We start from the raw sequence: 25,541 nt of genomic DNA, 5'->3' as shown, positions 1-25,541 counted from the left end.
ACCCCACCGCCGACCGCGTCCTGGACCGGATGCGCGGCTTCGACGGACAGGGCCGCACCTCATGACCGTCCTCAAAACCTCACTCCGCAGCTTCTTCGCCCACAAGTGGCGGATGCTGCTCTCCGGGATGGCGGTCGTCCTCTCGGTCGCGTTCGTCTGCGGCACGCTGGTCTTCACGGCCACGATGAACAACACGTTCGACAAGCTCTTCGACGTCAGCGCCTCCAACGTGGTGATCAGCTCCGCGGAGGCGGACTCGGCCGACGAGTTCAGTCCGGGCGGCTCCAGCGGCAAGCCGGACACCCTGCCCGGCCCGCTGGCGGACGAGCTGGCCGGGCTGCCCGGCGTCGACGTGGCCACGGGTGTCATCACCTCGACCTCGGCGATGGCCATCGACGCGGACAACGAGAGCGTCAGCCCCACCACGGGCGCCCCGACCATCGCGACGCACTGGTCGCCGATCGACGAGCGCACGATGACCGTCACCGAGGGCGCCCCGCCGGAGGGCCCGGACCAGGTGATGGTCGACGCCGACACGGCCGACAAGTCGGACCTGGCGCTGGGTGACCCGCTGCGGCTGCTCACCGCGTTCGGCGACTACGAGCTGACGATCAGCGGCATAGCCGCGTTCGAGACCACCAACCCGGGCGCCGCGCTGGTCTACGTGGACAGCCAGAGTGCCAGCGAGTACCTGCTCGGCGGCGCGGACGAGGTCACCAACGTCTTCGTGGACTCCGACGGCAGCGTCTCCGACGCCGAGCTGAAGGAGACCATCGCGGCCGCGGTCGGCTCCGACACCTACAAGCTCCAGACCGCCGACGAGTACATCGAGGAGAACAGCGACGCCGTCGGGCAGGCGCTGTCGATCTTCGAGTACGTGCTGCTCGGCTTCGCCGGCATCGCCCTGCTGGTCGGGATCTTCCTGATCGTCAACACCTTCTCCATGCTGGTCGCCCAGCGCACCCGCGAGATCGGCCTGATGCGCGCCATCGGGTCCAGCCGCCGCCAGATCAACCGCTCCGTCCTCATCGAGGCGCTGCTGCTCGGTGTGATCGCCTCGGTGATCGGCTTCGGTCTCGGTATCGGCCTCGCCGTCGGTCTGATGGCCGTCATGAGCGCCGTGGGCATGGAGCTGAGCACCGACGACCTGCTGATCGAGCCCTCGGTGCCGGTCATCGGCATCGTGCTGGGCGTGCTGGTCACCCTGGTCGCCGCCTACATCCCCGCACGCCGGGCCGGCAAGATCAGCCCGATGGCCGCCCTGCGGGACGCCGGGATGCCGGGCGACGTCCGGGCCGGCCGCATCCGGGCCGCGCTGGGCGCGGTGATGACCGTCGCCGGTCTCGGCTTCCTCGCCCTCACGGGCACGGTCGACAAGGCGTCCGAGGGCGCCGGCTACCTGGCGCTCGGCATCCTGCTCAGCATGATCGGCATGATCATCGTGGGCCCGGCGCTGGTCAGCCTGGTGGTCAAGGGCCTGAGCATCGTGCTGCTGCGCGGCTTCGGCCCCATCGGCCGGCTCGCCGAGCGCAACGCGCTGCGCAACCCGCGCCGCACCGGCGCCACCGCGACCGCGCTGATGATCGGTCTCTCGCTGGTGGCCGGCCTCTCCGTGGTCGGCTCCTCGATGGTGGCCTCCGCCACCGACCAGATCGACTCCTCGCTCGGCGCCGACTACGTGGTCAGCACGCAGACCATGGGCGAGATCGTGCCCAACGTGGTCGAGGCGGTCTCGCCCGAGCAGATCTCCGAGCTGGACCATGTCAGCGAGTACCGACTCGTCGAGTCGGACGTGACGACGGCCTCCGGCGAGAAGATCGACGTGATCGCCGGGGCGGTGCCGGAGAGCTTCGCCCAGGACATCGAGACCGAGGTCGTCGACGGCGAGATGGAGGCGGCCTACGCTCCCGGCGGGATCTCCGTCGGCGAGGGTGACGCCGAGGACCACGGCCTCGCCATCGGCGACGAGGTCACGGTCGCCTTCGACGTCGGCGGCGAGGTCACCCTCACCGTCCAGGCCATCGTGGCCGACGGCAGCGGGATGTTCACCGGCACCTGGCTCTTCAACCAGCAGGAGTTCCTGGACAACGCCGAGGAGGAGCTGCTTCCCAGCGCCCTCTACATCGGCGTGGCCGACGGCCAGGAGGACGGCGCCCGCGACGCCCTGGAGACGGCCGTCCAGCCGTACCCCCAGATGGAGGTCCGGGACCAGGCCGAGTTCAAGGAGATGATCGAGGGCCAGGTCAGCCAGATGCTGAACATGGTCTACGGCCTGCTGGCGCTGGCGATCATCGTGGCGGTGCTCGGCGTGATCAACACGCTGGCGCTGTCGGTCGTCGAGCGGACCAGGGAGATCGGCCTGATGCGGGCCATCGGCCTCTCCCGGGTGCAGCTGCGCCGCATGATCCGGCTGGAGTCGGTGGTGATCGCCCTCTTCGGCGCGTTGCTCGGCCTCGGCCTCGGCATGGCGTGGGGCACCGCGGGGCAGCAGTTGCTGGCCATGGAGGGGATGCCGATCCTGGAGATCCCCTGGAGCACCATCATCGCGGTCTTCCTCGGCTCCGCCGTGGTCGGCCTGCTGGCGGCCCTGATGCCCGCCTTCCGCGCCGGCCGGATGAACGTGCTGAACGCGATCGCGACGGAGTGACGCCGGGGGCGAGTCCTCTCGCCCCACGCGCTCCACGCGGGGCCGCGACCCGAAGTCCGGGTCGCGGCCCCGCCGCGTGAGGGGACTTTTGCCTCTTGCCTCTGAGGCAAGAGACTTGCCCCAGAGGCAACGGTCGTGGCTCAATCGGACCCATGGCCCCAGCGACCTCAGGCGAGCCCCCCGGTATCGGGGCGAGGCTGCGTGAGCTGCGCCGACTCTCCGGACTGACCCTGGAGGGGGCGGCGCGCCGCGCCGAGCTCTCGCCCGCGCACCTCTCCCGGCTGGAGACCGGTCACCGCCAGCCGTCGCTGCCCGCGTTGCTGAGCCTCGCCCGCGTCTACGGTACGACGGTCTCCGGCCTGCTCGGCGAGGCCGCCGCCCCCGCCGACGTGGTGATCAGGGCCGACGAGGCGCCGGCCAGGGAGGCCGGCGGCTGGCGCTACCGTTCGATCGGCGGTTCGGGACGGGCGATGCAGGCGCTGCGGGTGCACGTTCCGCCGGGCACGGGCCAGGGCGAGTTGGTGCGGGTCCACCCGGGGGAGGAGTGGCTGCATGTGCTCACGGGCCGGCTGCGGCTCTTCCTCGGCGAGTCCGAACACCGGCTCGCGGAGGGGGACAGCGCGCACTTCGACTCGTTGACCCCGCACCGGATCAGCGCCGTGTCGCCGGGCGGCGCGGAGCTGCTGTTCGTCCACACGCTGTTGCGGAGCGCGGACACCACGCTGTGCCTCGGCGCCACCAGCGACCCAGGGAGGGAACGCCGCCATGGCGAAGACGCGTAGGGAGACGCGCGGGGAGAAGATCCCCCGCGGACTCTGGATCCGGGTGCTGCTCTACGGCCTGGTGGGCCACCTCTTCGCGGCCTTCCTGATCTTCCTCTTCACGGTCGGCGAATAGCGCCTCGCCGGCGGGTGTGCGGGTCGTCCCCCTCGCCCCGGCGGCCGGTCACCCGCCCGGTTCCCCGCGCCCCTTGTGTGGGTTGGCGTTCGCCGCGTGGTGCGGGTTTCTCTGTCGGTGGGGTCGGGCCGCGTCAGGGGCGCGGGGAACTGCGCGGTGCATGGGTGGCGGGCGTCAGGCGACTACGGTCCTGGCCCGCTGGGTGGGTCGTCCCCCTCGCCCCGGCGGGGGGGCGCCCGCGCTCCTTGTGTGGGCTGGCGTGGTCGGCCAGGGCGGGCCCCGGCCGACCAGGTGGGTTGTCGTCAGGCGGACCGCGCCGCCGCGCGCACCTGGCGGCGGCAGGCGCGGGCCGAGGAGGCCACCCCGGCGTGGCAGGCCGCCGATGCCACCCCGGCCAGCGCCACCAGCGGCCAGTCCGTGGCCAGCGCCGCCGCCACCGTCAACGCGGCGGCGGAGCCGGCCATCGCCCCGCTCGCCGCCGTGCCCAACCAGCCCACCGCGCCGGGCAGTCGGCGCGGCACGGCGACCCAACGGCTGGCCCGCCCCGTCGCGCCCAGCGCCAACACGGCGCCCACCGCGGCGACGCCCGCCACCCCCGCCAGCCCGGCTGCCAACGACTGCGCCAGCTGGGGCAGCCAGCCGTCCCGCGCGGTCTCGGCGTGGCCCAGCAGATACCAGCAGGCCAGCAGCAGCGGCGCGGTCGACGCCACCACGGCCGCGGTGTGCCGCGCCTGCGCGAGGGTCAACTCCCCCTCGCAGGAGGCCGCCACCTCCTCCGGGGTGCCGAACTCCGCCTCCGCGCGCCGCGCGGCGCCCGCCTCGTCGAGGCCGGTGTCGCGCCATGCCGCCACGGTGTCGGCGAATCCGTTCCCGACCTCCTCGACCAGCCGCGCCCTGGTCCGCGCCGGCCCTTGGAGCAGTCCGGCGAACCGGGCGCGGTAGTCGGCCTCGGCCGCGCCCCGACCGCCGCCGTCGCCACTGCCGTCCGCGTTCATGTCGCGCCGCCTGGCGCCGGGTCGAGGACGGAACCGATGGCGGCGGTGAACGCGCGCCAGTCGGCACGCCGTTCGGCCAGGCCCGCGCGCCCGGACTCCGTCAGTCGGTAGCTGCGCCGCCGCCGTTCGCCGGTCGACTCCCAGTCGCTGGCGAGCAGACCCTGCCGCTCCAGCCGGTTGAGCGCCGGGTAGATGGTGCCGGTGCGCAGGTCCAACGCGCCGCCGCTGCGCCGTTGCACGGCGGTGATGATCGCGTACCCGTGCAGCGGGCCCTGTTCCAGCACGGCGAGCAGCAGTCCGTCGAGATGCCCGCGTACCGCGTCTGCCTTCATGGGTAGGCAGCCTACCTAACCACTGACTAGCTGTGCTACATATTGGCAGCCAACATATAACCGCAACCGCACAGGAGTCCCGGTGGCCAAGCTGCTGCTGTCCCTGCACGTGCTGGCGGCGATCCTGACGGTCGGGCCGATCACCGTCGCCGCCTCGCTCTTCCCGCGCTACGCCCGCCAGGCCGCCGCGTCGCACGCGGAGGGCCCGCCCTCCGCGCGTTCCCTCGCCGTCGCGGGGGTGCTGCACCGGATATGCCGCGGTTACGCCGCCGTCGGGATCGCCGTCCCGGTCTTCGGCCTGGCCACCGGCGCCCAGTTGGGCATCCTCACCGACGCGTGGCTGCTGGCGTCGATGGCGCTGACGGCGCTCGCCGCCGCGCTCCTGGTGCTGGTGATCCTGCCCCGCCAGGAGGATCTGCTTCCCGAGAACGGCGAGAACGGTGAGGGCGGCGGGGCAGGCGAGGCCGGCGAGGGTCGCGCCGCCGAGGCGCCGCCCAGCGAGGCGCGCACCCGTGCCCTCGCGACCCGACTCGCCATGACCACCGGGGTGTTCAACCTGCTGTGGGCCGTCGTCGTGGTGCTGATGATCGTCCGCCCCGGTTCGACGACCAGCGCCTGACCGAGGGGCCGGCCCCGCCGCGGGGGCCCCGCCGTCAGGCGCCCCGCGCCGCCGGTCCCGTCGACTCGCGGACGAGAAGGCCCGGGGGCCGGACCGCCGGCGCCTCCACGGGGGCGGCGCGGTCGGGGTCCAGCAGTCCGAACATCGCGGTCGCCGCCGCCCGGCCGAGCTGGACCAGGTCCTGGCCGATGGTGGTCAGCCGGGGATAGACCAACTCGCCGACCGGCAGGTCGTCGTAGCCGATCACCGACAGGTCGCGCGGCACGTCGAAGCCCAGCCGGCGGGCGGCGCTCATGCCGGCCACGGCCATCGTGTCGTTGGCGAAGAGCACGGCCGTCGGCCGCCGGTCCGGCTCGGCGAGCAGCCGCCGCACCGCCTTCACGGCCGCGTCCGCCGTGAACTCGGAGATCACGATCCGCGTCGGCCGCAGCCCCCGCTCGCCCAGGGCGGCCTCGAAGACGCGGCGGCGGAAGACCGTGTGCACCCGGTCCTCCGGGCCCGAGACATAGGCGATGTGGCGGTGGCCCAGCTCGGCGAGGTGGTGGACCGCCTCCCTGATGCCCGCGTCCTGCTCCCCGCCGGCGCGGACCGAGACGATCGGGTCCTCCCGCCAGGGCGTGCCCACCAGCACGGCGGGCAGCCGCAGTTGGCGCAGCAGCTCGAACCGGGTGTCACCGATGCGGCTCTCGGTGAGGATCACCCCGTCCACCCGTCGCTCCTCGGCCAACCGCCGGTAGGCGCGCTCCTCGGCGCCCGGCTCCTCGCCGACGATGTGCAGCAGCAGACCGTAGTCGACGGGGGCGAGTTCGGCCTCGATCCCGGAGATCAGCACCGAGAAGTGTGGGTCGGCGGCGAGCACGTCGGCGGAGCGGCCGGCGACCATCCCGATCGCGCGGGTGCGCGCGCCGCGCAGCGCCACCGCCGTCGCCGAGGGTGACCAGCGCAGCTTCTCCGCCGCGTCCCAGACCCGTTGACGGGTGGGCGGGGAGATGCCGGGGCGGTTGTTGACGACCTTGGAGACGGCGGAGACCGAGACCCCGGCCAGCGCCGCGACGTCGGCGATCGTCGGCTTGTCGGTCCGGCTTCCGCGTCGGGTGCGGGGGGAGGTGCTCTGCTGAGTGGCCACGCGTCGTCCGTCCTGTGCGGTTCTCGCGCGTCGCACGCCCGGAGCGGGTGGACGGGGGGATCGGTGACGCGCCGCGAGAAAACGTTGTCGAGCGGGGAGTTGGATCGGCATCGTAGCGCCTTGTCCCGGTGGGCTCAATCTCTCGACAGCCGCCGAGTAAAACGATATACCCATGGAGTCAGGCTGCCGACCACGAGGGACTCACAGGCATGAGGCGCAACGCGGCCAAGCTCCACACCGCCCCCGGGACCGGTTCGGTCCCCACCGCCGGTCAGGACGGCGCGACCGTCTGGATCGGCGTCAACTACTGGTCCCGCACCGGCGGACCGCTGATGTGGCGGGACTACCGCCCGGAGGTGATCGACGAGGAGCTGCGCGTGATGCGGGAGCACGGCATCACGCTCACCCGCTCGTTCTTCTTCTGGCCGGACTTCATGCCGGCCGAGAACACCCTCGACCCCGCCATGCTCGCCCACTACGACGACTTCCTGGACCGCCACCGCGCCCAGGGGATGCACACCATCCCGACGTTCCTCGTCGGCCACATGTCGGGACAGAACTGGGACCCGGCCTGGCGCGGCGGCCGGGACATCTTCGGCGACCCGTCGTTCGTCGCCCAACAGGAGTGGTATGTCCGTGAGTTGACCGACCGCTGGAAGGACCACCCGGCGGTCGCCGGCTGGCTGCTGACCAACGAGATCCCGATCTACGGGGACTGGCGCTCCCGCGGCATCGGGACACTGGACGCGACCGCCGTGACCGCCTGGGCGAAGACGCTGGTGAACGCGGTCCGTTCCACCGGCGCCCGGCAGCCGGTCTCGATCGGCGACGGCGCCTGGGGCGTGGAGATGACCGGCGCCGACAACGGGTTCCGGGTGCGGGACCTGGAGCCGTTGATCGACTTCCACGGCCCGCACGTCTACCGGATGGAGAGCGACCCGGTCCGGCTGCACCTGGGCGCCGCGTTCGTCTGCGAGCTGCTCGACATCGGCGGAAAGCCGGTGATCATGGAGGAGTTCGGGGTCACCTCGGACTATGTCTCCGAGGAGAACGCCGCCCACTACTACCGGCAGATCCTCCACAACACGCTGCTCGCCGGCGCCACCGGCTGGATGCCGTGGAACAACACCGACTACGACGCGCTGTGGGACCAGGAGCCCTACAGCCACCACCCGTTCGAGATGCACTTCGGCATCACCGACGACACCGGCCGGCCCAAGGAGCAGTTGCGCGAGGTCAAGCGGTTCACCGAGCTGCTGGCGCGCGTCGACTTCCCCCGGTTGAACCGCCCGGACACCGGAGTGGCGCTGGTGGTCTCCTCGTTCCTGGAGGCCCGCTACCCGTTCACCCAGCCCGAGGACGCCAGCAGCGTGCTCAACCACACCCGGCAGGCGTATGTCGCGGCCCGCGAGGCCGACCTGCCGGTGGGGGTGGCCCGGGAGGCGGACGGGTTGCCCGACGACTGCGCGCTCTATCTGCTGCCCTCCGCCAAGCAGTTGACGGCCGGCGGCTGGCGGCGGCTGGTGGCGCGGGCCGAGGCGGGGGCGACGGTCTACGCGTCGTTCTTCACCGGCGAGCACGTCGTGCAGCGCGGCCCGTGGTGGCCGAAGCTCGACGAGACGTTCGGGGTGGTGAAGAAGCTGCGCTACGGGCTGACCGAGCCCATCGAGGACGAGGAGCTGACGCTCACCTTCCAGCGCGACTTCGGCACCATCGCCGCCGGCGAGACCCTGGTCTTCGCCGTCGCCGGCACCGAGCACTCCCGCTCCTACCTCCCGGTCGAGCCGGCCGGGGCCGAGGTGCTGGCCATCGACGCGCACGGCCGCCCCGCGCTGCTGACCAGGCGGGTCGGTGAGGGCCAACTGGTTCTCTCCACCTACCCGTTGGAGCACATGGCGGCGCTCACCCCGCGCGTCAACCCGGAGCCGACCTGGCGGCTGTACGCGGCGCTGGCCGCAGAGGCCGGCGTCACGCCCGAGGTGACGGTCGAGGACCCCCGGGTGCTGGTCGGCGTGATGACCCACGAGGACGGGCGGGCGTTCGTCTGGTTCGTCAGCCAGCACGAGGAGCCGCTTGCGGTGACCCCGACGCTGGCCGCCGGGCGGCTCGCCACACTGGAAGGCGAGAAGCTGGACACCGTCGAACTGCCGCCCTTCGGCGTCCTGGTGGCCGAACTCACCGACGTCCCCACCGCCCACGCCTGAACAGGACGCCGCACGGGCCACACGGGCCACAGAGGCCGCACGGGCCGCACAGGCCGCACGAGAAAGGGCAGGACACCCACCATGTCACCCAACGAGACACCCCACCGGATCATCTCCGCCGAGACCGTCGTCACCAGCCCGGGACGTAACTTCGTCACCCTGCGGATCACCACCGCCGACGGCGTCACCGGCCTCGGGGACGCCACGCTCAACGGCCGCGAGCTGGCCGTCGACAGCTATCTGCGCGACCATCTCGTCCCGCTGCTGATCGGCCGGGACGCGTCACGGATCGAGGACACCTGGCAGTACCTCTACCGGGGGGCGTACTGGCGGCGCGGGCCGGTGACCATGGCCGCGATCGCCGCCGTCGACACGGCGCTGTGGGACATCAAGGCCAAGGTCGCGGGGATGCCGCTGTACCAGATGCTCGGCGGCGCCTCCCGCACCGGCGCGCTCGCCTACGGCCACGCCTCGGGCCGCGACATCCCCGAGCTGCTCGACTCCATCCGCGCCCATCTGGCCGCCGGCTACCGGGCGATCCGCGTGCAGACCGGCATCCCCGGGCTCGACTCCGTCTACGGCGTGGCCGCCTCGGCGGCGGGGGACGGTGAACGCTACGACTACGAGCCGGCGCGGCGGACCGCGCTGCCCGTCGAGGAGAGCTGGGACACCCGCGCCTACCTGCGCCATCTGCCGACCGTCTTCGAGGCGGTGCGCCACGAGTTCGGCCCCGAGCTGCCGCTGCTCCACGACGGCCACCACCGGATGACCCCGATCCAGGCGGCCAAACTCGGCAAGGCGCTGGAGCCCTACGACCTCTTCTGGCTGGAGGACGCCACGCCGGGCGAGGACCAGGCCGCGCTGCGGCTGATCCGGCAGCACACCACCACGCCGCTGGCCATCGGCGAGGTCTTCAACACCGCGCACGACTACACGACGCTGCTCGGCGAGCGGCTGATCGACTACGTGCGCTCGGCGGTCACCCACACCGGCGGCATCACGGCCATGAAGAAGCTGCTGGACCTCGCCGCGCTGTACGGCGCCAAGTCCGGCATCCACGGGCCGACCGACATATCCCCGGTCGGCATGGCCGCCGCGCTCCATCTGGACCTGGCCATCCACAACTTCGGCATCCAGGAGTACATGCGGCACGACCCGCGCACGCTGGAGGTCTTCCGGACCTCCTACACCTTCGACGACGGGCTGCTGCACCCCGGCGAGAACCCCGGGCTCGGCGTCGAACTCGACGACGAGGCCGCCGCCCGCTTCCCCTACGAGCCGGCGTATCTGCCGGTGAACCGCCTGCTGGACGGCACGGTCCACGACTGGTGACCCCGGTGCCGGCCGGGCACCGGCCCGGCCGGCACCGCGCGCCCGGCCTTCGCCGCTCCGGCGCGCGCCCGGCCTTCGCCGCTCCGGCGCGCGCCCGGCCCGCACCTTGCGCCGACGGTTAGGGTGGCAGCCCCGCCCCGGCCGCCCGGACGCGACCGCGCGGCCGAACCACGTACCAGGGGAACGCCATGCGCAGACTGGTCTACTTCGTCGCCAGCACCATCGACGGCTTCATCGCGGGCCCGGACGGCAGCGACCCCACAGGACCCGCCGGGTTCTGGCCGATTCCGCCCGCCTACCTGGAGTATCTGCGCGCGGAGTACCCGGAGACCCTGCCAGGTCCCGCCCGCGACGCCCTGGGGGTGACGGCCGAGGGCCGGCACTTCGACACCGTCCTGGAGGGGCGCGGCAGTTACGAGATCGGGCTCAAGGCCGGTGTGGACGACGCCTTTCCGCACCTGCGCCACCTGGTCTTCTCCCGCACGCTCACGTCGGTGCCGGCCGAGGAGGTCGAGCTGGTGACCACCGACCCGGTCGCGCGCGTGCGGCGGTTGAAGCAGGAGCCGGGGCGCGACCTCTGGCTGATCGGCGGGGCCGGGCTGGCCCGTTCCCTCGTCGCGGAGATCGACCGGCTGGTGGTCAAGCTCGGGCCGCTGACCATCGGCACCGGGGTTCCGCTCTTCTCCCGGGAGGCCGTCTTCGACCCGGCGGTCTGGCGGCTGACCGACCACCACGCCCCGGGCGGCGACGCGCTCTTCCTCACCTACGACCGCGCCTGACCGCGTCCCCGCCCGCGCCGCCGCACGGGACCGTCGCTGCCGGTGGGACGTGTGGGGCGCGTGGGGCGCGGTTGGCTGGTTCCGGCGCGGTCGGCGTGCACGGTCCGACCGGGAAGGTAACGTTGAGTGCCGTGGTTGTGACGGGACGCGCAACCCTGGTGCGAGGCGGGGAGTTTCGGCATGGGCGGAGCAGAGGACGACTGTTCGGGGCCGCACCGGCAGTGCCAGGCGTGCAGCGGCCAACGGGTGGAGATCCGCGAGACGCTCTACCTCGCCGCCACCGGGCACGCCCAGGGCGTCGCCGCGCCCCACGGCTGCTGGCACTGCGCGGGGCACGGCTTCTACTGCACGGCCGCGCCCCGCTGCGTGCGCCCGCTCGTCGGCTGACCCCCGTCCCGGGCGTGGTGGGGCGCGCCGCCCAGCACATGCTCCTGGCCCCAGGCGCCCAGCGGCCCCAGCGCCTCGTTGAGTGAACTCCCCAACGCCGTCAGCGAGTAGGTCACCTGCGGCGGGACGCTCTCCCGCACCTCGCGCCGCACGATCCGGTCGTTCTCCAGCTCCCGCAGATGGGAGGCCAGCACCTTCTCCGAGACGCCGGGCAGCGCCCGCCGCAGCTCGCCGAAGCGGTGCGGCCGCTCCTCCAGCGCCCAGAGGATCAGCACCTTCCACTTGCCGCCGATGACGTCCATCGCGGCGTCGATCCCGCAGCTGTACCTCGGTCGTGGCGTGGTCGTCACCGCCGGCCCTCCCCTTTGTCCCGCTCACTCACCTCGGGGTAACCACCCACTCCGAAGTGCGTACTTGTCGCTTGTCCCGGCCGGGACAAGCCTGGTCCCCATGGCAAACGATTCTTCCTCCACCTTCTCTTCCCCCGCCCGGAAGCTCTCACTGCTCGGCCTGGGCGCGATGGGCACCGCGCTGGCGCGCGCCTGGCTCGCCGCCGGCTACGAGGTCACCGTCTGGAACCGGACACCGGCGCGCGCCGAGCCGCTGCGCGCCCTGGGCGCGACCGTCGCCGACAGCGCGGCCGAGGCCGTGGCCGCCCACGAACTCGTGGTGGTCTGCCTGTGGGACGACGCCTCCGTCGGCGCCACGCTGGACGGCGCGGACCTACGCGGGCGCGACCTGGTCAACCTCACCACCGGCACCCCGGAGGACGGCCGCGCCAGGGCGGCCTGGGCGGCGGAGCGCGGTGCCCGCTTCCTGGACGGCGGGATCATGGCGGTGCCACCGATGGTCGGCGTCCCCGAGGCCGGCGGCTATGTCCTCTACTCGGGCTCCGCCGAGCTGTTCGCCCGCCACGAGGAGACGCTGCGCGTTCCCGTCGACGCGCGCTACGTCGGGGCGGACGCCGGGCAGGCGGCCCTCCAGGACGTGGCGCTGCTGAGCGCGATGTCCGGGATGTTCGCGGGCATCACCCACGCGTTCGCGCTGGTCCGTGGCACGGACGTGCGGTACGGCGACTTCGCGGCGCTGCTCGCCGACTGGCTGCGCGCGATGGCCGGCCCCTCGGTCGGCACGACGGCACGCCAGCTGGAACAGGGCGTGTACGACACCGAGGCGCCCTCCAACCTGGCGATGCAGGTGGCGGGCAACGCGACGCTGCTGCGCACCGCGGAGGAGCGGGGCGTCAGCACGGAGCTGCTGACGCCCTACGCGCGGCTGATGGAACGCGCCGTCGCGGAGGGCCACGGCGACGGCGACGGCACGGTGATGGTCGAGCTCCTCGCCTGACGGGCTGGGACGGTCGTCGTCCTTCCCCCGCCACGGACGCACCGCGCGGTTCCCCGCGCCCCCAAGCCGCCCACCGGCGTGCAAGGGGCGCGGGGAACCGCGCGAGCAACCGACCACCGGGGTGCGGTCGACAACTGACCTGTGGGGCTAGGCCTGTGAAGCCAGGACGGTTGTCGTCCGCACCCCGTCACGGACGCACACTCAGCAACCGTTGAGAATCCCGCTCAGCGCGCTCTTCTCCGCCGAGTCGACCGACAGGTCGTAGTGGTTCTTCACCTGCACCCAGGCCCGCGCGTACACGCAGTGGTAGGAGCTGCTCGGCGGCAGCCACTCCGCCGGGTCCTTGTCGCCCTTGGACTGGTTGACGTTGTCCGTGACGGCCAGCAGCTGGGGCCGGGTCAGGTCGTTGGCGAACGCCTCGCGCTCGGAGGTGGTCCAGTCGCCGGCGCCCGAGTCCCACGCCTCGGCGAGGGGGACCAGGTGGTCGATGTCGACGTCGGAGGCGGCCGACCAGGTGGCGCCGTCGTAGGGGGAGTACCAACTGCCGCTGACGGCGGCGCAGCTGTTGTCGGTCTCGACGTTCTCGCCGTCGCGCTGGAGGATGACCTCGCGGGTGTTGCAGTTGTCGCCCTGGTTGCTCCAGTGCGGGAAGAGGTCGCGGTCGTAGCCGGTGCGGTCCTCGGTCTCGACCGTGAGCTGGGAGAGATAGGTGCGCGCCGTGGAGGCGGCGATGGGCTCGGGGAGGGCGGCCTGTGCGCTGGGTCCGTTGAACAGGGCCGCCAGGGATATCAGTCCGGTGAGCGCCGCCAGCAGGGACAGCTTGCGACGCGCGTAGACGCGCGGGGTGGGGGACACGCGAACTCCCTCTTGGTGGGGGTGACTTCGGCGCGGCGGAACCGCGCGGGGCAACAGCGGTTCAGGGTGTCGCCGTAACGTTTCCGCCTGGCGTGGCCCAGGTTACAAGTTGGGGGCATGGACACGTCAGGTGTGGGATGTGGCGAGGCTGTGACGGCTTCCCGACGCTCCCGGGGGAGGGGAGACTGGACGGAGCCACACCGTTCCGCACCCTGGAGGTCAGATGCGTCAGCCGCGGGATCACCGCTACTCGGTCGGGGTCGCCTGGACCGGCAACACCGGTGAGGGGACCGCCGGGTACCGGAAGTTCGCGCGTGACCACCGGGTGGTGGTCGCCGACAAGCCGGTGATCGAGGCCAGCGCCGACCCCGCCTTCGTCGGCGACCCGGCCCGTTGGAACCCCGAGGAGCTGCTGGTCGCCTCGCTCGCCCAGTGCCACATGCTCACCTATCTGGCGCAGTGCTCGCTGCGCCGGGTGACGGTGGTCGCCTACCGGGACGCGGCCGAGGGGCTGATGCGGGAGTCGGGCGGGGTGGGCGAGTTCGTCGAGGTGACGCTGAACCCGGTCGTCGAGGTGGCCGACGCCTCCATGATCGACGTGGCCAGCGCGCTCCACGAGGACGCCCACCGGGACTGCTTCATCGCCCGCTCGGTCTCCTTCCCGGTGCGCCACCTGCCGACCGTCACGGTCGCCGGGAGTTGATCACCGGACCGCACGCGTACCCTGGAAGACCCCCGGCCCGCGGCGCGTGCCGGGTGCTTCGCGTTGCCCCGCGTGTGCGGCTTCCCTGATCGGGCCCGGCCGTGCGGGGCCGGTCAACCGGGATGGAAACCCTCATGAGCCTGCACGGCCTGCTCGACGCCGTCATCCAGGAGCCCGCCCTGGGCGGGGCGGTCACCACCGCCAAGGGCAAGGGGCAAGGACACCTCGACCTGGTGGGTCCGCCCGCCGCCCGCCCGCTCGCCGTCGCCGCGCTGGCCGGCGCGGGCGGACGGACCGTGCTGGCGGTCACCGCCACCGGCCGGGAGGCCGAGGACCTGGCGGCGGCGCTGCGCTCGCTGCTGCCGCCGGACAGCGTCGTCGAGTTCCCCTCCTGGGAGACGCTGCCGCACGAGCGGCTCTCGCCGCGCGCCGACACCGTCGGCCGCCGGCTCGCCGTGCTGCGCCGGCTGGCCCACCCCAGGGCCGACGACCCGGGGGCCGGGCCGGTCTCGGTCGTCGTCGCCCCGGTGCGCTCCGTCCTCCAGCCGCAGGTCGCGGGGCTGGGCGACCTGGAGCCCGTGGCCCTGGCCAACGGCCGGACCGCCGACCTCTCCGAGGTCACCGAGGCGCTGGCCGCGGCCGCCTACACCCGCGTCGAGCTGGTCGAGAAGCGCGGCGAGTTCGCGGTGCGCGGCGGCATCCTCGACGTCTTCCCGCCCACGGAGGAGCATCCGCTGCGGGTGGAGTTCTGGGGCGACGAGGTGGAGGAGGTCCGCTACTTCAAGGTGGCCGACCAGCGTTCCCTGGAGGTCGCCGAGCACGGACTGTGGGCGCCGCCCTGCCGCGAGCTGCTGCTGACCGACTCGGTGCGGGAGCGCGCCGCGGAGCTGGCCGCGGCCCATCCCGAGCTGGACGAGCTGCTGGGCAAGATCGCCGAGGGCGTCGCCGTCGAGGGCATGGAGTCCCTGGCGCCGGTGCTGGTCGACCGGATGGAGCTGCTGCTCGACGTGCTGCCCGCGGACAGCATGGTGATGCTCTGCGACCCGGAGCGCATCCGTTCCCGCGCCGCCGACCTGGTGGCCACCAGCCAGGAGTTCCTCCAGGCGTCCTGGGCCGCCGCCGCGATGGCGGCCAGCGGCGAGGCCCCCATCGACGTCGGCGCCGCGAGCCTGCGCGGCCTCGCCGAGGTGCGCGAGCACGCGGGTGAACTGGGCCTGCCCTGGTGGTCGGTCTCGCCGTTCTCGCCCGACGAGGAGCTGGATCCGGAGACCGTGCGGCTCGGGCTGCGCGCGCCCGAGAGCTACCGGGGCGACATCTCCCGCGCGCTCGCCGACACCAAGGGGTGGCTGGCCGACGGCTGGCGCGTGGTCTATCTCACCGAGGCCCAGGGGCCGGCGGCCCGCACGGTCGAGGTGCTCGGCGGCGAGGGCGTCGCGGCCCGGCTCGACCCGAGCCTGACGGGCGAGATCGCGCCCTCGGTCGTCCATGTCTCGTGCGGCGCGCTGGAGCACGGCTTCCTGGCGCCCGAGGCGCGGCTCGCCGTGCTGACCGAGACCGACCTCACCGGCCAGCGCGCCGCCGGGCGCGAGGGCGCGCGGATGCCGGCCCGCCGGCGCAAGGCGCTGGACCCGTTGACGCTGGAGACCGGCGACTACATCGTGCACGAGCAGCACGGCGTCGGCCGCTACATCGAGATGGTGCAGCGCACGGTGCAGGGCGCCACCCGCGAGTACCTGCTGGTCGAGTACGCGCCGGCGAAGCGTGGGCAGCCGGGGGACCGGCTCTTCGTCCCGACCGACCAACTGGACCAGGTGACCAAGTACGTCGGTGGCGAGGCACCGACGCTGCACCGGCTCGGCGGCGCCGACTGGACCAAGACCAAGGCCAGGGCGCGCAAGGCGGTCAAGGAGATCGCCGCCGACCTGATCAAGCTCTACTCGGCGCGGATGGCGGCCCCCGGGCACGCGTTCGGCGGGGACAGCCCCTGGCAGCGCGAGCTGGAGGACGCGTTCCCCTACGCCGAGACCCCGGACCAGCTGACCACCATCGGCGAGGTCAAGGAGGACATGGAGCGTTCCGTCCCGATGGACCGGCTGATCTGCGGGGACGTCGGCTACGGCAAGACGGAGATCGCGGTGCGCGCCGCGTTCAAGGCCGTGCAGGACGGCAAGCAGGTCGCGGTGCTGGTGCCGACGACGCTGCTGGTGCAGCAGCACTTCGGCACCTTCTCGGAGCGGTACGCGCAGTTCCCGGTGAAGGTGCGCCCGCTGAGCCGCTTCCAGTCCGAGTCCGACGCGCGGGCCACCCTGGAGGGGCTGGCGGACGGCGCGGTGGACGTGGTGATCGGCACGCACCGGCTCTTCTCCTCCGAGGTGAAGTTCAAGGACCTCGGCCTGGTGATCGTGGACGAGGAGCAGCGCTTCGGCGTCGAGCACAAGGAGCAGCTGAAGAAGCTGCGGGCCAACGTGGACGTGCTGACGATGTCGGCGACCCCGATCCCCAGGACGCTGGAGATGGCGGTCACCGGCATCCGGGAGATGTCGACGATCACCACCCCGCCCGAGGAGCGGCACCCCGTGCTGACCTTCGTCGGCCCCTACGAGGAGCGGCAGATCGGCGCCGCGATCCGCCGCGAGCTGCTGCGCGAGGGGCAGGTCTTCTACATCCACAACCGCGTCGACTCCATCGACCGCGTCGCCGCCAGGCTCCGCCAGATCGTGCCGGAGGCGCGGATCGCCACCGCGCACGGGCAGATGGGCGAGACGGCGCTGGAGCGGGTCGTCGTCGACTTCTGGGAGAAGCGGTTCGACGTGCTGGTCTCCACGACGATCGTGGAGTCCGGCATCGACATCTCCAACGCCAACACCCTGATCGTGGAGCGCGGCGACACCTTCGGCCTCTCGCAGCTGCACCAGCTGCGCGGCCGGGTGGGCCGGGGCAGGGAACGCGGCTACGCCTACTTCCTGTACCCGCCGGAGAAGCCGCTGACCGAGACGGCGCACGAGCGGCTGGCGACCATCGCGCAGCACACCGAGATGGGCGCCGGCATGTACGTGGCGATGAAGGACCTGGAGATCAGGGGCGCGGGCAACCTGCTCGGCGGCGAGCAGTCGGGCCACATCGCCGGCGTCGGCTTCGACCTGTACGTGCGGATGGTGGGCGAGGCGGTCGCCGACTACCGGGCGGCGCTGGAGTCCGGCGGGGAGCCGGAGGAGACGCTGCTGGAGGTGAAGATCGAGCTGCCGGTCGACGCCCACGTGCCGCACGACTACGCGCCGGGTGAACGGCTGCGGCTCCAGGCGTACCGTTCGATCGCCGCCGCCCACACGGAGGAGGACATCCGCGCGGTCCGCGAGGAGTTGACCGACCGCTACGGGCCGCTGCCGGAGCCGGTGGAGAACCTGCTGCTGGTGGCGGGGCTGCGGATGCTGGCCAGGTCCTGCGGGGTGGGCGACGTGACACTCCAGGGCAGCCGGATCAGGTTCTCGCCGGTCGAGCTGCGGGAGTCCCAGGAGCTGCGGCTGAAGCGGCTGCACCCGGGCGCGGTGGTGAAGGCGGCGAGCCGGCAGGTGCTGGTGCCCAGGCCGACGACGGCGCGGGTCGGCGGCAAGCCGCTGACGGGGCGGGAACTGCTGGCGTGGACCGGGGAGTTCCTCACCACGATCCTGGGGAGCTGACCGGCCGGGGGCCCGCCGCGAGAGGGGTGGGCTCCCCCGCCAGGACTCGAACCTGGACACTACGAGTCAAAGTCGTATGTGCTGCCAATTACACCACGGGGGAAGGTGTTCACCGGGCGCCCGATGACCGGGCCGTCCGATCGACCCCCACACTATGCCAGCCCGCGCCCGGCGTCGCGACGTCATACCGTTCCTGATCAGTGAGCAGGAGTAAGTCTTGGACCTAGACCTGGTCGACTGGCGTATCCCGAACGGTTGTGGATGCGCTGGTCGCCCGCGTTCGCGCCGCGTCCGGCGGCACGGATCGTGTCCGTGGTCCGGGATGCGGGGTGGGTTTCCTCACGCCCGCGGGTGCCGTGTCCGGCCTGGGCGGTCCGATGCCCCACACGATCGCTCTGGTCGTGTGGGGGCGGTGCCGTCCGTCGCCGGACGCGGTGTCCGAGAGCGCGTCGCCCGATCGCGACGCCAGCGGCGTCGTGGCGGGTGGTCTTGCGGTTCTTGCTGCTGAGAGGCTTCTGCCAGTGCTCGGCACCCCAGCGGGAGGTATAGGCGGGGTCGACGACGACGATGGCGATGCCGAGTTCGGCGGCCATGGACACGAGCCGTGCCCGCAGTCTGGCGACGGGCATGCCGGAGATCAGCTTGCGGAACCGCTTCCTGCGGCCGTGCTTCTCCCGCGTCTTCTCCGCGCCGAAGTCCAGATCCTCGATCGCGATGGAGACGCCTTCGCGCCGTGTCCAGTGAAGGAGGCGGGTGAGGGCGTGCCGCACCTGGGCGTCCCGGTGGGTGGCCGGCCCGTCGAGGTCGTAGAGGAATCGGCGGGGCTCACCCATCGGGTTGCCGTGCTCATCCAGACGCCACGCTGCGAAGTGGTCGGCGTTGGTGTCCACACCGATGAGCCCGTTCGCCCTGGCTACGGCCAGGGAAACGGTCTGGACCGGGGGGATCGTCCACGACGCGGTGAGGTACCAGCGGCCCCGGTCCACGTCCAGGTGGATGCGATAGGCGACAGCACGGTTCGCCGATACGCGGTCGGCCCACTCCTCGCCGCGGTGCCGGAAGTCGATCCGGCCGTCGAGCACGTACCGGCCGCGCGGGGCGTTGGCCAGGTGCGCCAGCGGAGCCGGGAGCTTGATGCTGACCTCGCCGTCGGAGCTGACGCGGATGGTCTCGTTCCCCAAACGCTTCCCCGACTCCCCGTCCGCCCGGAGGAACCAGCGTTCGGCATCCCAGCGTTGCCGCCACTCGTACTCGGTGAGCTGGGCAGCTTCCAGATTGTGCCTGCCCCGAGCCAGTCGCTTCCCGCCCCGCACCACGTGCACGACACCGGCCTCACGGTCGGACCGCTCGCGCCCCAACCGGTCGTCCAGCACATGCAGGCGCCGGGTTTTTCGGAACCACTCCTGCTTCGTCCGGTAACCGCCCGGCGCCCGCTTCGTGCCCTTCTCCCCGACCGGCTGGGACAGGCGGTGCGCGATCGTGCGCACCCCGGCCTCAAGACTGTGGATGTGGGCGAGTTGGGCACGGCGCGACAGGCCCCACTGGTCGTGGGTGGCCTTCGTGATGCTCCCGGCCCAGCGGGAGGACGACTCCTCGGTCAGGGCCCGCTTACGCTCCGCCCACTGGTCGCTGTCGTGATCGGTACCCGCCCGACAACGTGCCTTGAGGTCGGCGCAAGCCAGCGAACCCAGGTGTGCGCCCACCAGGGGCAGCACCTCACGGTCCCGCCGGGACATGCCCTTGATGCTGGTGCGGATCGCCACTCCGGACGGGCCTGGCGCGACGAACGGCGCCTCGATCGTGCGCAGTGTGGAGTCAGCCATGCTCAGCGGCCTCCACAGCCTTGCGGGCCCGGTTCTTCGCCGACCGGCGACCGTACAGGCGAGCACAGAACAAGGTCAGCACCTCCACCATGTCGTGCACCAGGTCGACTTCGACCTCGCCGTCATCAAGAACCACGAGGCGACGCCCATGTGCGGACAGGGTGGCCTCGACAAGTTCGGTGTTCATCCGGCCCAGCCGGTCCTTGTGCTCGACCACCACCGTGGTCACGTCCGGATCGGCCAGCAGCCGCTTGGCTTTGGGGCGGGCACCGTTCATACCGGATGCGATCTCCGCCTCCACGCGCACCACCCGGTGGCCGGCCCGCGCCGCCCACTGGGACAGCCGGGCAACCTGCCGCTCCAGGTCGGTCTTCTGGTCGTGGGAGGAGACACGGGCATACAGGCCCAGCCCGCCGATCGCCTCGGGCACGGAGTTGACCCCCACGTTCACAAGGATCGTGCGCGGGCCGACCCGCTGAGCCGGTACCGGCAGAGTCCCCTCGCGGAACCAGCGATACGCGGTCTGCGGATGCACACCCTGCGTCCTCGCCCATTCCGTGAGATTCACGCTCTGACAACGACACTCACTCACACATGGTTACGCTCACTTACCCGACTTCGAAGACCAGCAGTTGAAGACCCCCTATCCTGGCGGCGGAGCCGACCCGCGGGGCGCGGTCGGCCCGGGGAGGTGGGGCCCTCCCCAGCCAACCGCGGCGCCGCCGCCAACGGTCCCTGCCCGTGATCACGACGCCCGGCGCCCGGGCGTCGGTCGACGTGTGGGGAGTGAGCGATGACGGCCGACGAGCGCGGCCATCGGCACGCCGAGCCCGAGCCGATCGACCCGGACCTGTCTCCGGCACCCGAACGCGAACCCGTCCGCCCGCGCGCCCGCCCGCGCGCCGAGGCGGCGGCGCTGGCGGCCGTCGCCGCCGGCGGCGCGCTGGGGGCGCTCGCCCGGTACGGCGCCGCGCTGCGCTGGCCGACCGGCCCCGGGGGACTGCCGTGGACGACGGTCGGCGTCAACGTGCTGGGCTGCCTGCTGATCGGTGTGCTGCTGGTCGCGCTGACCGAGGCCGTCCCGGGCCGCCCGCTGCTGCGGCCGTTCCTCGGCACGGGGGTGCTCGGCGGGTTCACGACGCTCTCCACCCACGCCGTGGACGTGGAGACGCTCTGGCGCGAGGGGCGCGTGGCGGATGGCTGCGCGCTGCTGGGCGCGACCCTGGTGCTCGCCCTGCTCGCGGTCACCCTGGGAGCCTGGGGCACGCGCCGGGTGCTGCGCCCGCTGCTCGCACGCCGGGGGGCGCGCGCCGGCGAGGGGCGGCGCCCGTGAGCGGCTGGGCGCTGGTCGCCGCCGGGGGCGCGGGGGGCGCAGCGCTGCGCTACGCCGTGGACCGAGGGCTGCGGCTGTGGCACGACGGGGCGTTCCCCTGGGGCACGTTGCTCGTCAACCTGCTCGGCTCGCTGGTCCTGGGCGCGCTCACCGGCGCGCTGTGGGCCGGCGCGGCCGGGGAACGGCTCGGGCTGCTGCTGGGCACCGGCTTCTGCGGGGCGCTGACCACCTGGTCGACGCTCTCCTACGAGACGCTGCGGCTGGCGGAGACCGGCCGCTGGCCGGCGGCGGCGGGCAACGTGCTGGCGTCGGTCGGCGGCGGGGTCGCCGCCGCCTGGGCGGGCCACGCGCTGGGGCTGGCGTGGTGGGGGTGACCGGGGGGCCGTCCGCCGGCGCCGACAGGGCAGCGCCCGAAGGGGAACGGGGCCGCGCGCGCCCGTAGTCTGGTCGTTATGGATGCGAAGGGGGCACCCACGGCGGGGGAGGACTTCCGTCTGCTGTGGTGGACGCGGCGGCGCAGCGTGGCGCTGGACGCGGGACTCGCACTGCTGTCGGCGGTGGAGTGCGGGTCGCAGGGGGTGGGATTCGCCGAGCAGACCGGGCTGCCGGTCGCGCTGGTGGTGGTGCCGGGGGTGCTGGCGGGGCTGTCCCTGCTGGTGCGGCGGCGCTGGCCGCTGGCGGTCATCCTGATCTCGATCGCCGTGCTGCCGGCCAACATGGGCGTGATGCTGGCGCTGCTCGGCCTCTACACGCTGGCCACCACGGACGCGCCGCGTCGGGTGATCGCCGCGCTGGCCTCGATGGAGGGCCTGGGCACGATCATCGTCACCTATCTGATGCTGGACACCGATCCCGGCATCAGGGAGCAGGACTTCCCCGCCTGGTTCCGGCCGCTGGTCGCGCTGCTCTTCGGCGTCGCCTCCGTGGTGCCCCCGGTGCTCCTGGGGATGTATGTCCGGGCCAGGCGGCGGCTGGTGGAGACGCTGCGGGACCGGGCGCTCGGCCTGGAGCGCGAGCTGGGGCTGCTGGCCGAGCGGGCGGAGGAACGCGCCGAGTGGGCGCGGGACGAGGAGCGCCGGCGGATCGCCAGGGAGATGCACGACGTCGTGGCCCACCGGGTGAGCCTGATGGTGGTGCACGCGGCGGCCGTGCAGGCGGTGGCGCCCAAGGACCCGGAGAAGGCCGCGCGGAACGCCTCGCTCATCGGCGACATGGGCCGCCAGGCGCTGACCGAGCTGCGGACCATGCTGGGCGTGCTGCGCTCGGCGCCGGTGGCGCCCGACCGCCCGACGGAATCCTCCCGCGCCTCCTCCCGGCTGGCCGAGATCGCCTCCGGCCAGGGCCGCGAACCGTCCGCCGAAGGCGAGCCGGCCCCGGACGGCGAGGCGCCGGCCGCCCCCGGCCCCAACGGCGACGGGCCGCGGCTGACCGGGCTGCGGGCGCTGGTCGAGGAGTCCAGGGCGGCGGGGATGCGCGTGGAGCTGGCCGTCGAGGGCGAGCAGCGCGGCTACCCCGAGCAGGTGGAGTCCACCGCCTACCGGGTCGTCCAGGAGGCCCTGACCAACGTGCACAAGCACGCCGCTGGCGCCGCCGCCTGGGTGCGGCTGGCGCACCGCGAGGGGGAGATCGCCGTCCAGGTGCGCAACGCGGCGCCCGACGGCGCCGCCCGTCGCCGCGAGGAGGCGATCCTGCCCAGCGGGGGCAACGGCCTGGTCGGGATGCGGGAGCGGGTGACGGCGCTCGGCGGCGGCTTCGTCTCCGGCCCGACGGACGAGGGCGGCTTCCGTGTCTCCGCCGTGATCCCCGACCGGTCGGAGGGACGCCCGGGTGGCTGAGACCGTCGACGGGCCCCCGCCGCCGGCCGCCGGCGTGCCGGGACTCTTCGGCCCCGGCTTCGTGGCCGACCCGTACCCCACCTACGCCTGGCTGCGCGCGCACGCGCCGGTGCACCGGGCGACGCTGCCCAGCGGCGTGGAGGCGTGGCTGGTGACCCGGTACCGGGACGCGCGCGCCGCGTTGGCCGACCCTCGGCTGAGCAAGAACCCGTCCCGGCACAGCGCCGACCGGCACGCCTCCGGGCGGGTCGGCATCCCGGGCGAGCGCGGCGCCGGGCTGATGACCCATCTGCTCAACATCGATCCGCCGGACCACACCCGGCTGCGTCGGCTGGTCTCCCAGGCGTTCACCCCGCGCCGGGTGGCCGCGTTCGAGCCCCGGGTGCGGGAGCTGACCGAGCGGCTGGTCGACGGCTTCGCGGGGCGCGGCTCCGCCGACCTGATCGACGAGTTCGCCTTCCCGCTGCCGATCTACGCGATCTGCGACCTGCTGGGCGTGCCGGCCGAGGACCAGGAGGACTTCCGCTCCTGGGCCGGGATGATGCTGCACACCAGCGGCAAGCGCGGCGGCGTGGGGCGCGCGGTGAAGCGCATGCGCGCCTATCTCGCCGAGTTGATCCACCGCAAGCGCCTTGAGCCGGGCGACGACCTGATATCCGGGCTGATCAGGGCCTCCGACCACGGTGAGCAGCTGACCGAGGACGAGGCGGCGGCGATGGCGTTCATCCTGCTCTTCGCCGGTTTCGAGACCACCGTCAACCTCATCGGGAACGGCGTCCACACCCTGCTCGGCCACCCCGCCCAACTCGCCCTGCTCCAGGAGGGGCTGGCGGCCGGCGACGACCGGCTGCTGGCCACCGCCGTGGAGGAACTGCTGCGCTACGACGGGCCCGTCGAGCTGGCGACATGGCGGTTCGCCACCGAACCGCTGACCCTGGGCGGGCGTTCGGTGGGCGCGGGGGAGCCGGTGCTGGTGGTGCTGGCCGCCGCCGACCGGGACCCGGAGCGCTTCGACGGTCCGGACACGTTGGACCTGACCCGGAGTGACAACCCTCACCTCGGTTACGGCCACGGCATCCACTACTGTCTGGGCGCGCCCCTGGCGAGGTCCGAGGCGCGGACGGCGCTGGCCGTGCTGCTGCGGCGCCTCCCGGATCTGCGCCGCCCCGGTGACGCACCGGAGCCGCGCTGGCGCGGTGGGCTGATCATGCGTGGACTGCGCTCGCTGCCCGTGGAGTTCACCCCGGAGCCTGTGACGGAACGTCAGTAGTGTGATCCGCACGTGATCTGCGCGGGATCGGCTTGTGATCGTGTGGTGCGGACGGCTAGGTTCCCCCTCAACCGCAACAGTGTTCGTTTGGGAGGGTCCGCAGATGCGCTCCGGGTCAGGTCGTCATCGTCGCCCACGGCAGGCTCCTGCCTTCATCGTCGCAGCGGGCGTCACGAGCGCGGGCATCGCCATGCCGCTGCTGAGCGCCGGCTCGGCCTCCGCGGTCAGCGACGACGCGTGGGACCGCGCGGCGGAGTGCGAGTCGGGCGGGCGGTGGAGCGCCAACGACGGCAACGGGCAGTTCGGCGGCTTCCAGTTGACGCTGGAGCGCTGGGAGCGGTTCGGCGGTCTCGAGTTCGCGATCCGGCCCGATCTGGCCAGCCGGATGCAGCAGATAGCCGTGGTCGAGCGGATGATGGCCGAGCTGGGCCACGGCGCCCTGCCGGGCTGCGGGGTGACCACCGGGGTCTGGAAGGAGTACCGGCAGGAGCAGCGCGACGAGGGGGACCGCGCGGAGGAGGCCGAGGAGGCCCAGGCCGAGGAGGAGATAGGCGCCTCGCCCGAGGACTCCTCCGGCGAGACCGAGGAGGAGCCCCCCGGCGACGGGACACCCGAGCCCGACCCGGCGGACGAGACCCCGGAGGCCGGGGACCAGCCGGACGAGGAGCGCGCCGGCGATCTGCCGGACGAGCGCGAGGAGTCGACGTCCGGCGGCGGGCGCCACCGCGGCGACCCGGACCCGGCGGAGTCCGGCGCGGACGGACGTGCCCAGGACGAGGACGCCGGGGCCGAGAACGGCGAGGACGAGCGCGAGGAGCGCTCCGAAGGCGCCGCGGACGGGGAGTCCGGCGCGGGAGCCGGGGGCGACCGGCGGCAGGACGGCGGCGAGGGCCGCGGCGACCGGGCCGGCGACCGCGCCGAGGAGCCGGCCGACGGCGCCGGGGAGGCGATCGACGGCTATCAGGTGGTGCGGGGCGACACGCTCTCCCATATCGCCCTGGAGCACGACATCTCGGGCGGATGGCCGGCGCTCTACCGGGCGAACGAAACGGTCATCGGGGGCGATCCCGACCTTATTCTCCCGGGGCAGCGCCTCGACTTGACGGCCAGCGGCCGTTAAGGGGCGCGCGCCGGACGCTTCTTGGCGGCGCGCGCGCCGCCGTCTGTGTGACGATCCTCTCGATCCGGGGTGGAGTGCCCCGCTTCTCCCGGCTGCCCGTTTTGGTCCCTGACCTGCGAGAAGACTTCATCTGGTGGCCAAAAACGGTCAAGTTGGGGCGATGCGGCGATCTTGATCGTTCTTGAATCGTTAGGTCGCGTGTGTTTAGTGTCCCCTCGCTCGGTCTTCCGCCGGGCGTCCGGGCCGTTACGCCGAATCCT

Annotated in this window: 22 protein-coding genes, 1 tRNA gene and 1 pseudogene; 16 read left to right on the top strand and 8 right to left on the bottom strand. The window is 72.9% G+C overall.

The window, feature by feature from the left end; translation table 11 throughout:
* Positions 1 to 61: 61 nt before the first annotated feature.
* The 3 genes from CRP51_RS24075 (at position 62) to CRP51_RS24065 (ending at position 3,544) form a co-directional block, all read left to right on the top strand.
* Positions 62 to 2,647 (top strand): ABC transporter permease, encoded by a 2,586-nt coding sequence (locus CRP51_RS24075; RefSeq protein WP_097233420.1) that lies wholly within the window; start codon positions 62 to 64, stop codon positions 2,645 to 2,647.
* 152 nt (positions 2,648 to 2,799) lie between these two features.
* Entirely contained in the window at positions 2,800 to 3,429 is a 630-nt protein-coding gene (locus tag CRP51_RS24070) for a helix-turn-helix domain-containing protein (RefSeq protein ID WP_097233419.1), read from the top strand.
* On the top strand, positions 3,413 to 3,544 hold the full coding sequence (locus CRP51_RS24065; RefSeq protein WP_097233418.1) for a DUF6126 family protein: 132 nt from the start codon (positions 3,413 to 3,415) through the stop codon (positions 3,542 to 3,544). Before CRP51_RS24070 ends, CRP51_RS24065 begins: the two co-directional genes overlap by 17 nt.
* Positions 3,545 to 3,846: 302 nt before the next feature.
* Here the strand turns inward: CRP51_RS24065 and CRP51_RS24060 are convergent, their stop codons facing one another.
* Together CRP51_RS24060 and CRP51_RS24055 are read right to left on the bottom strand one after the other, a co-directional pair.
* Positions 3,847 to 4,539 (bottom strand): permease prefix domain 1-containing protein, encoded by a 693-nt coding sequence (locus CRP51_RS24060; protein WP_097233417.1) that lies wholly within the window; start codon positions 4,537 to 4,539, stop codon positions 3,847 to 3,849.
* Complete coding sequence (locus CRP51_RS24055) at positions 4,536 to 4,871, bottom strand: PadR family transcriptional regulator (protein ID WP_097233416.1); 336 nt, start codon at positions 4,869 to 4,871, stop codon at positions 4,536 to 4,538. Before CRP51_RS24055 ends, CRP51_RS24060 begins: the two co-directional genes overlap by 4 nt.
* 82 nt (positions 4,872 to 4,953) lie before the next feature.
* Here CRP51_RS24055 and CRP51_RS24050 point away from each other — a divergent pair, with 82 nt between their 5' ends.
* The gene (locus CRP51_RS24050; RefSeq protein ID WP_097233415.1) at positions 4,954 to 5,490 is read left to right on the top strand and encodes a hypothetical protein; all 537 of its coding nucleotides are present in this window, start codon (positions 4,954 to 4,956) and stop codon (positions 5,488 to 5,490) included.
* Positions 5,491 to 5,524: 34 nt separating this feature from the next.
* Here CRP51_RS24050 and CRP51_RS24045 read toward each other — a convergent pair whose 3' ends face one another.
* Positions 5,525 to 6,616, bottom strand: coding sequence for a LacI family DNA-binding transcriptional regulator (locus CRP51_RS24045; protein WP_245880770.1), 1,092 nt, complete (start codon positions 6,614 to 6,616; stop codon positions 5,525 to 5,527).
* 209 nt (positions 6,617 to 6,825) lie between these two features.
* On the opposite strand from CRP51_RS24045, the gene CRP51_RS24040 reads away from it, so the two are divergent.
* From CRP51_RS24040 to CRP51_RS24025, 4 genes are all read left to right on the top strand, one after another.
* On the top strand, positions 6,826 to 8,820 hold the full coding sequence (locus CRP51_RS24040; RefSeq protein ID WP_097233413.1) for a cellulase family glycosylhydrolase: 1,995 nt from the start codon (positions 6,826 to 6,828) through the stop codon (positions 8,818 to 8,820).
* Positions 8,821 to 8,901: 81 nt separating this feature from the next.
* A complete protein-coding gene (gene manD, locus CRP51_RS24035) occupies positions 8,902 to 10,152 on the top strand; it encodes a D-mannonate dehydratase ManD (RefSeq protein ID WP_097233412.1) in 1,251 nt (416 codons plus the stop codon).
* Positions 10,153 to 10,340: 188 nt separating this feature from the next.
* The gene (locus CRP51_RS24030) at positions 10,341 to 10,931 is read left to right on the top strand and encodes a dihydrofolate reductase family protein (RefSeq protein WP_097233411.1); all 591 of its coding nucleotides are present in this window, start codon (positions 10,341 to 10,343) and stop codon (positions 10,929 to 10,931) included.
* Positions 10,932 to 11,111: 180 nt separating this feature from the next.
* Positions 11,112 to 11,318, top strand: coding sequence for a hypothetical protein (locus CRP51_RS24025; protein WP_097233410.1), 207 nt, complete (start codon positions 11,112 to 11,114; stop codon positions 11,316 to 11,318).
* Here CRP51_RS24025 and CRP51_RS24020 read toward each other — a convergent pair.
* Positions 11,273 to 11,620: a winged helix-turn-helix transcriptional regulator gene (locus tag CRP51_RS24020; protein WP_097233409.1), complete on the bottom strand. Its 348-nt coding sequence runs from the start codon at positions 11,618 to 11,620 to the stop codon at positions 11,273 to 11,275. The genes CRP51_RS24025 and CRP51_RS24020 overlap by 46 nt on opposite strands.
* Positions 11,621 to 11,768: 148 nt before the next feature.
* On the opposite strand from CRP51_RS24020, the gene CRP51_RS24015 reads away from it, so the two are divergent.
* The gene (locus tag CRP51_RS24015) at positions 11,769 to 12,665 is read left to right on the top strand and encodes an NAD(P)-dependent oxidoreductase (RefSeq protein ID WP_097233408.1); all 897 of its coding nucleotides are present in this window, start codon (positions 11,769 to 11,771) and stop codon (positions 12,663 to 12,665) included.
* Between the two features lie 201 nt (positions 12,666 to 12,866).
* Here the strand turns inward: CRP51_RS24015 and CRP51_RS24010 are convergent, their stop codons facing one another.
* Entirely contained in the window at positions 12,867 to 13,520 is a 654-nt protein-coding gene (locus CRP51_RS24010; RefSeq protein WP_097233407.1) for an HNH endonuclease family protein, read from the bottom strand.
* Positions 13,521 to 13,743: 223 nt separating this feature from the next.
* Between CRP51_RS24010 and CRP51_RS24005 the strand changes: the two genes are divergently transcribed.
* Both CRP51_RS24005 and mfd read left to right on the top strand, forming a co-directional pair.
* Positions 13,744 to 14,223, top strand: a complete 480-nt coding sequence (locus CRP51_RS24005; protein ID WP_097233406.1) for an OsmC family protein — start codon at positions 13,744 to 13,746, stop codon at positions 14,221 to 14,223.
* A gap of 134 nt (positions 14,224 to 14,357) precedes the next feature.
* Positions 14,358 to 17,900, top strand: coding sequence for a transcription-repair coupling factor (mfd, locus tag CRP51_RS24000; protein WP_097233405.1), 3,543 nt, complete (start codon positions 14,358 to 14,360; stop codon positions 17,898 to 17,900).
* Between the two features lie 31 nt (positions 17,901 to 17,931).
* Here mfd and CRP51_RS23995 read toward each other — a convergent pair.
* The 3 genes and pseudogenes from CRP51_RS23995 to CRP51_RS23985 all read right to left on the bottom strand — a co-directional run bounded on the left by CRP51_RS23995 (position 17,932) and on the right by CRP51_RS23985 (position 20,291).
* A tRNA-Gln gene (locus CRP51_RS23995) sits at positions 17,932 to 18,003 on the bottom strand.
* A 120-nt stretch (positions 18,004 to 18,123) separates the two neighbouring features.
* A pseudogene (locus CRP51_RS23990) lies at positions 18,124 to 19,723 on the bottom strand (IS200/IS605 family accessory protein TnpB-related protein).
* Positions 19,716 to 20,291 carry an IS607 family transposase gene (locus tag CRP51_RS23985; RefSeq protein ID WP_097233404.1) on the bottom strand — a complete coding sequence of 192 codons (576 nt, stop codon included), beginning with the start codon at positions 20,289 to 20,291 and terminating at the stop codon, positions 19,716 to 19,718. The pseudogene CRP51_RS23990 and the gene CRP51_RS23985 overlap by 8 nt, the downstream one beginning before the upstream one ends.
* Positions 20,292 to 20,516: 225 nt before the next feature.
* Between CRP51_RS23985 and CRP51_RS23980 the strand changes: the two genes are divergently transcribed.
* The 5 genes from CRP51_RS23980 to CRP51_RS30040 all read left to right on the top strand — a co-directional run bounded on the left by CRP51_RS23980 (position 20,517) and on the right by CRP51_RS30040 (position 25,281).
* Positions 20,517 to 21,056 (top strand): fluoride efflux transporter FluC, encoded by a 540-nt coding sequence (locus tag CRP51_RS23980; protein ID WP_097233403.1) that lies wholly within the window; start codon positions 20,517 to 20,519, stop codon positions 21,054 to 21,056.
* Positions 21,053 to 21,430, top strand: a complete 378-nt coding sequence (gene crcB, locus CRP51_RS23975) for a fluoride efflux transporter CrcB (protein ID WP_097233402.1) — start codon at positions 21,053 to 21,055, stop codon at positions 21,428 to 21,430. The genes CRP51_RS23980 and crcB overlap by 4 nt, the downstream gene beginning before the upstream one ends.
* Before the next feature lie 78 nt (positions 21,431 to 21,508).
* Positions 21,509 to 22,891, top strand: a complete 1,383-nt coding sequence (locus tag CRP51_RS23970; RefSeq protein WP_097233401.1) for a sensor histidine kinase — start codon at positions 21,509 to 21,511, stop codon at positions 22,889 to 22,891.
* Positions 22,884 to 24,161: a cytochrome P450 family protein gene (locus CRP51_RS23965; protein WP_097233400.1), complete on the top strand. Its 1,278-nt coding sequence runs from the start codon at positions 22,884 to 22,886 to the stop codon at positions 24,159 to 24,161. The genes CRP51_RS23970 and CRP51_RS23965 overlap by 8 nt, the downstream gene beginning before the upstream one ends.
* Positions 24,162 to 24,351: 190 nt before the next feature.
* The gene (locus CRP51_RS30040; protein ID WP_170970653.1) at positions 24,352 to 25,281 is read left to right on the top strand and encodes a LysM peptidoglycan-binding domain-containing protein; all 930 of its coding nucleotides are present in this window, start codon (positions 24,352 to 24,354) and stop codon (positions 25,279 to 25,281) included.
* The last annotated feature ends 260 nt before the right edge of the window (positions 25,282 to 25,541 follow it).

The sequence above is a fragment of the Streptomyces zhaozhouensis genome (assembly GCF_900230195.1).
Taxonomy (GTDB): Bacteria; Actinomycetota; Actinomycetes; order Streptomycetales; family Streptomycetaceae; genus Streptomyces; species Streptomyces zhaozhouensis.
The sequence above is the reverse complement of the archived record's forward strand: the minus strand, read 5'-3'. Positions and strand labels throughout refer to the sequence as shown.

Excerpts from the sequence above, each read along its gene's own strand:
- CRP51_RS24055 (WP_097233416.1), bottom strand. The coding sequence starts at position 4,871 with ATGAAGGCAGACGCGGTACGCGGGCATCTCGACGGACTGCTGCTCGCC.
- CRP51_RS23980 (WP_097233403.1), top strand. The coding sequence starts at position 20,517 with ATGACGGCCGACGAGCGCGGCCATCGGCACGCCGAGCCCGAGCCGATC.
- mfd (WP_097233405.1), top strand. The coding sequence starts at position 14,358 with ATGAGCCTGCACGGCCTGCTCGACGCCGTCATCCAGGAGCCCGCCCTG.
- CRP51_RS30040 (WP_170970653.1), top strand. The coding sequence starts at position 24,352 with ATGCCGCTGCTGAGCGCCGGCTCGGCCTCCGCGGTCAGCGACGACGCG.
- CRP51_RS24015 (WP_097233408.1), top strand. The coding sequence starts at position 11,769 with ATGGCAAACGATTCTTCCTCCACCTTCTCTTCCCCCGCCCGGAAGCTC.
- CRP51_RS24025 (WP_097233410.1), top strand. The coding sequence starts at position 11,112 with ATGGGCGGAGCAGAGGACGACTGTTCGGGGCCGCACCGGCAGTGCCAG.
- CRP51_RS24075 (WP_097233420.1), top strand. The coding sequence starts at position 62 with ATGACCGTCCTCAAAACCTCACTCCGCAGCTTCTTCGCCCACAAGTGG.
- CRP51_RS23970 (WP_097233401.1), top strand. The coding sequence starts at position 21,509 with ATGGATGCGAAGGGGGCACCCACGGCGGGGGAGGACTTCCGTCTGCTG.
- manD (WP_097233412.1), top strand. The coding sequence starts at position 8,902 with ATGTCACCCAACGAGACACCCCACCGGATCATCTCCGCCGAGACCGTC.
- CRP51_RS24020 (WP_097233409.1), bottom strand. The coding sequence starts at position 11,620 with ATGGACGTCATCGGCGGCAAGTGGAAGGTGCTGATCCTCTGGGCGCTG.
- CRP51_RS24030 (WP_097233411.1), top strand. The coding sequence starts at position 10,341 with ATGCGCAGACTGGTCTACTTCGTCGCCAGCACCATCGACGGCTTCATC.
- CRP51_RS24060 (WP_097233417.1), bottom strand. The coding sequence starts at position 4,539 with ATGAACGCGGACGGCAGTGGCGACGGCGGCGGTCGGGGCGCGGCCGAG.
- CRP51_RS24065 (WP_097233418.1), top strand. The coding sequence starts at position 3,413 with ATGGCGAAGACGCGTAGGGAGACGCGCGGGGAGAAGATCCCCCGCGGA.
- CRP51_RS24070 (WP_097233419.1), top strand. The coding sequence starts at position 2,800 with ATGGCCCCAGCGACCTCAGGCGAGCCCCCCGGTATCGGGGCGAGGCTG.
- CRP51_RS24040 (WP_097233413.1), top strand. The coding sequence starts at position 6,826 with ATGAGGCGCAACGCGGCCAAGCTCCACACCGCCCCCGGGACCGGTTCG.
- CRP51_RS24005 (WP_097233406.1), top strand. The coding sequence starts at position 13,744 with ATGCGTCAGCCGCGGGATCACCGCTACTCGGTCGGGGTCGCCTGGACC.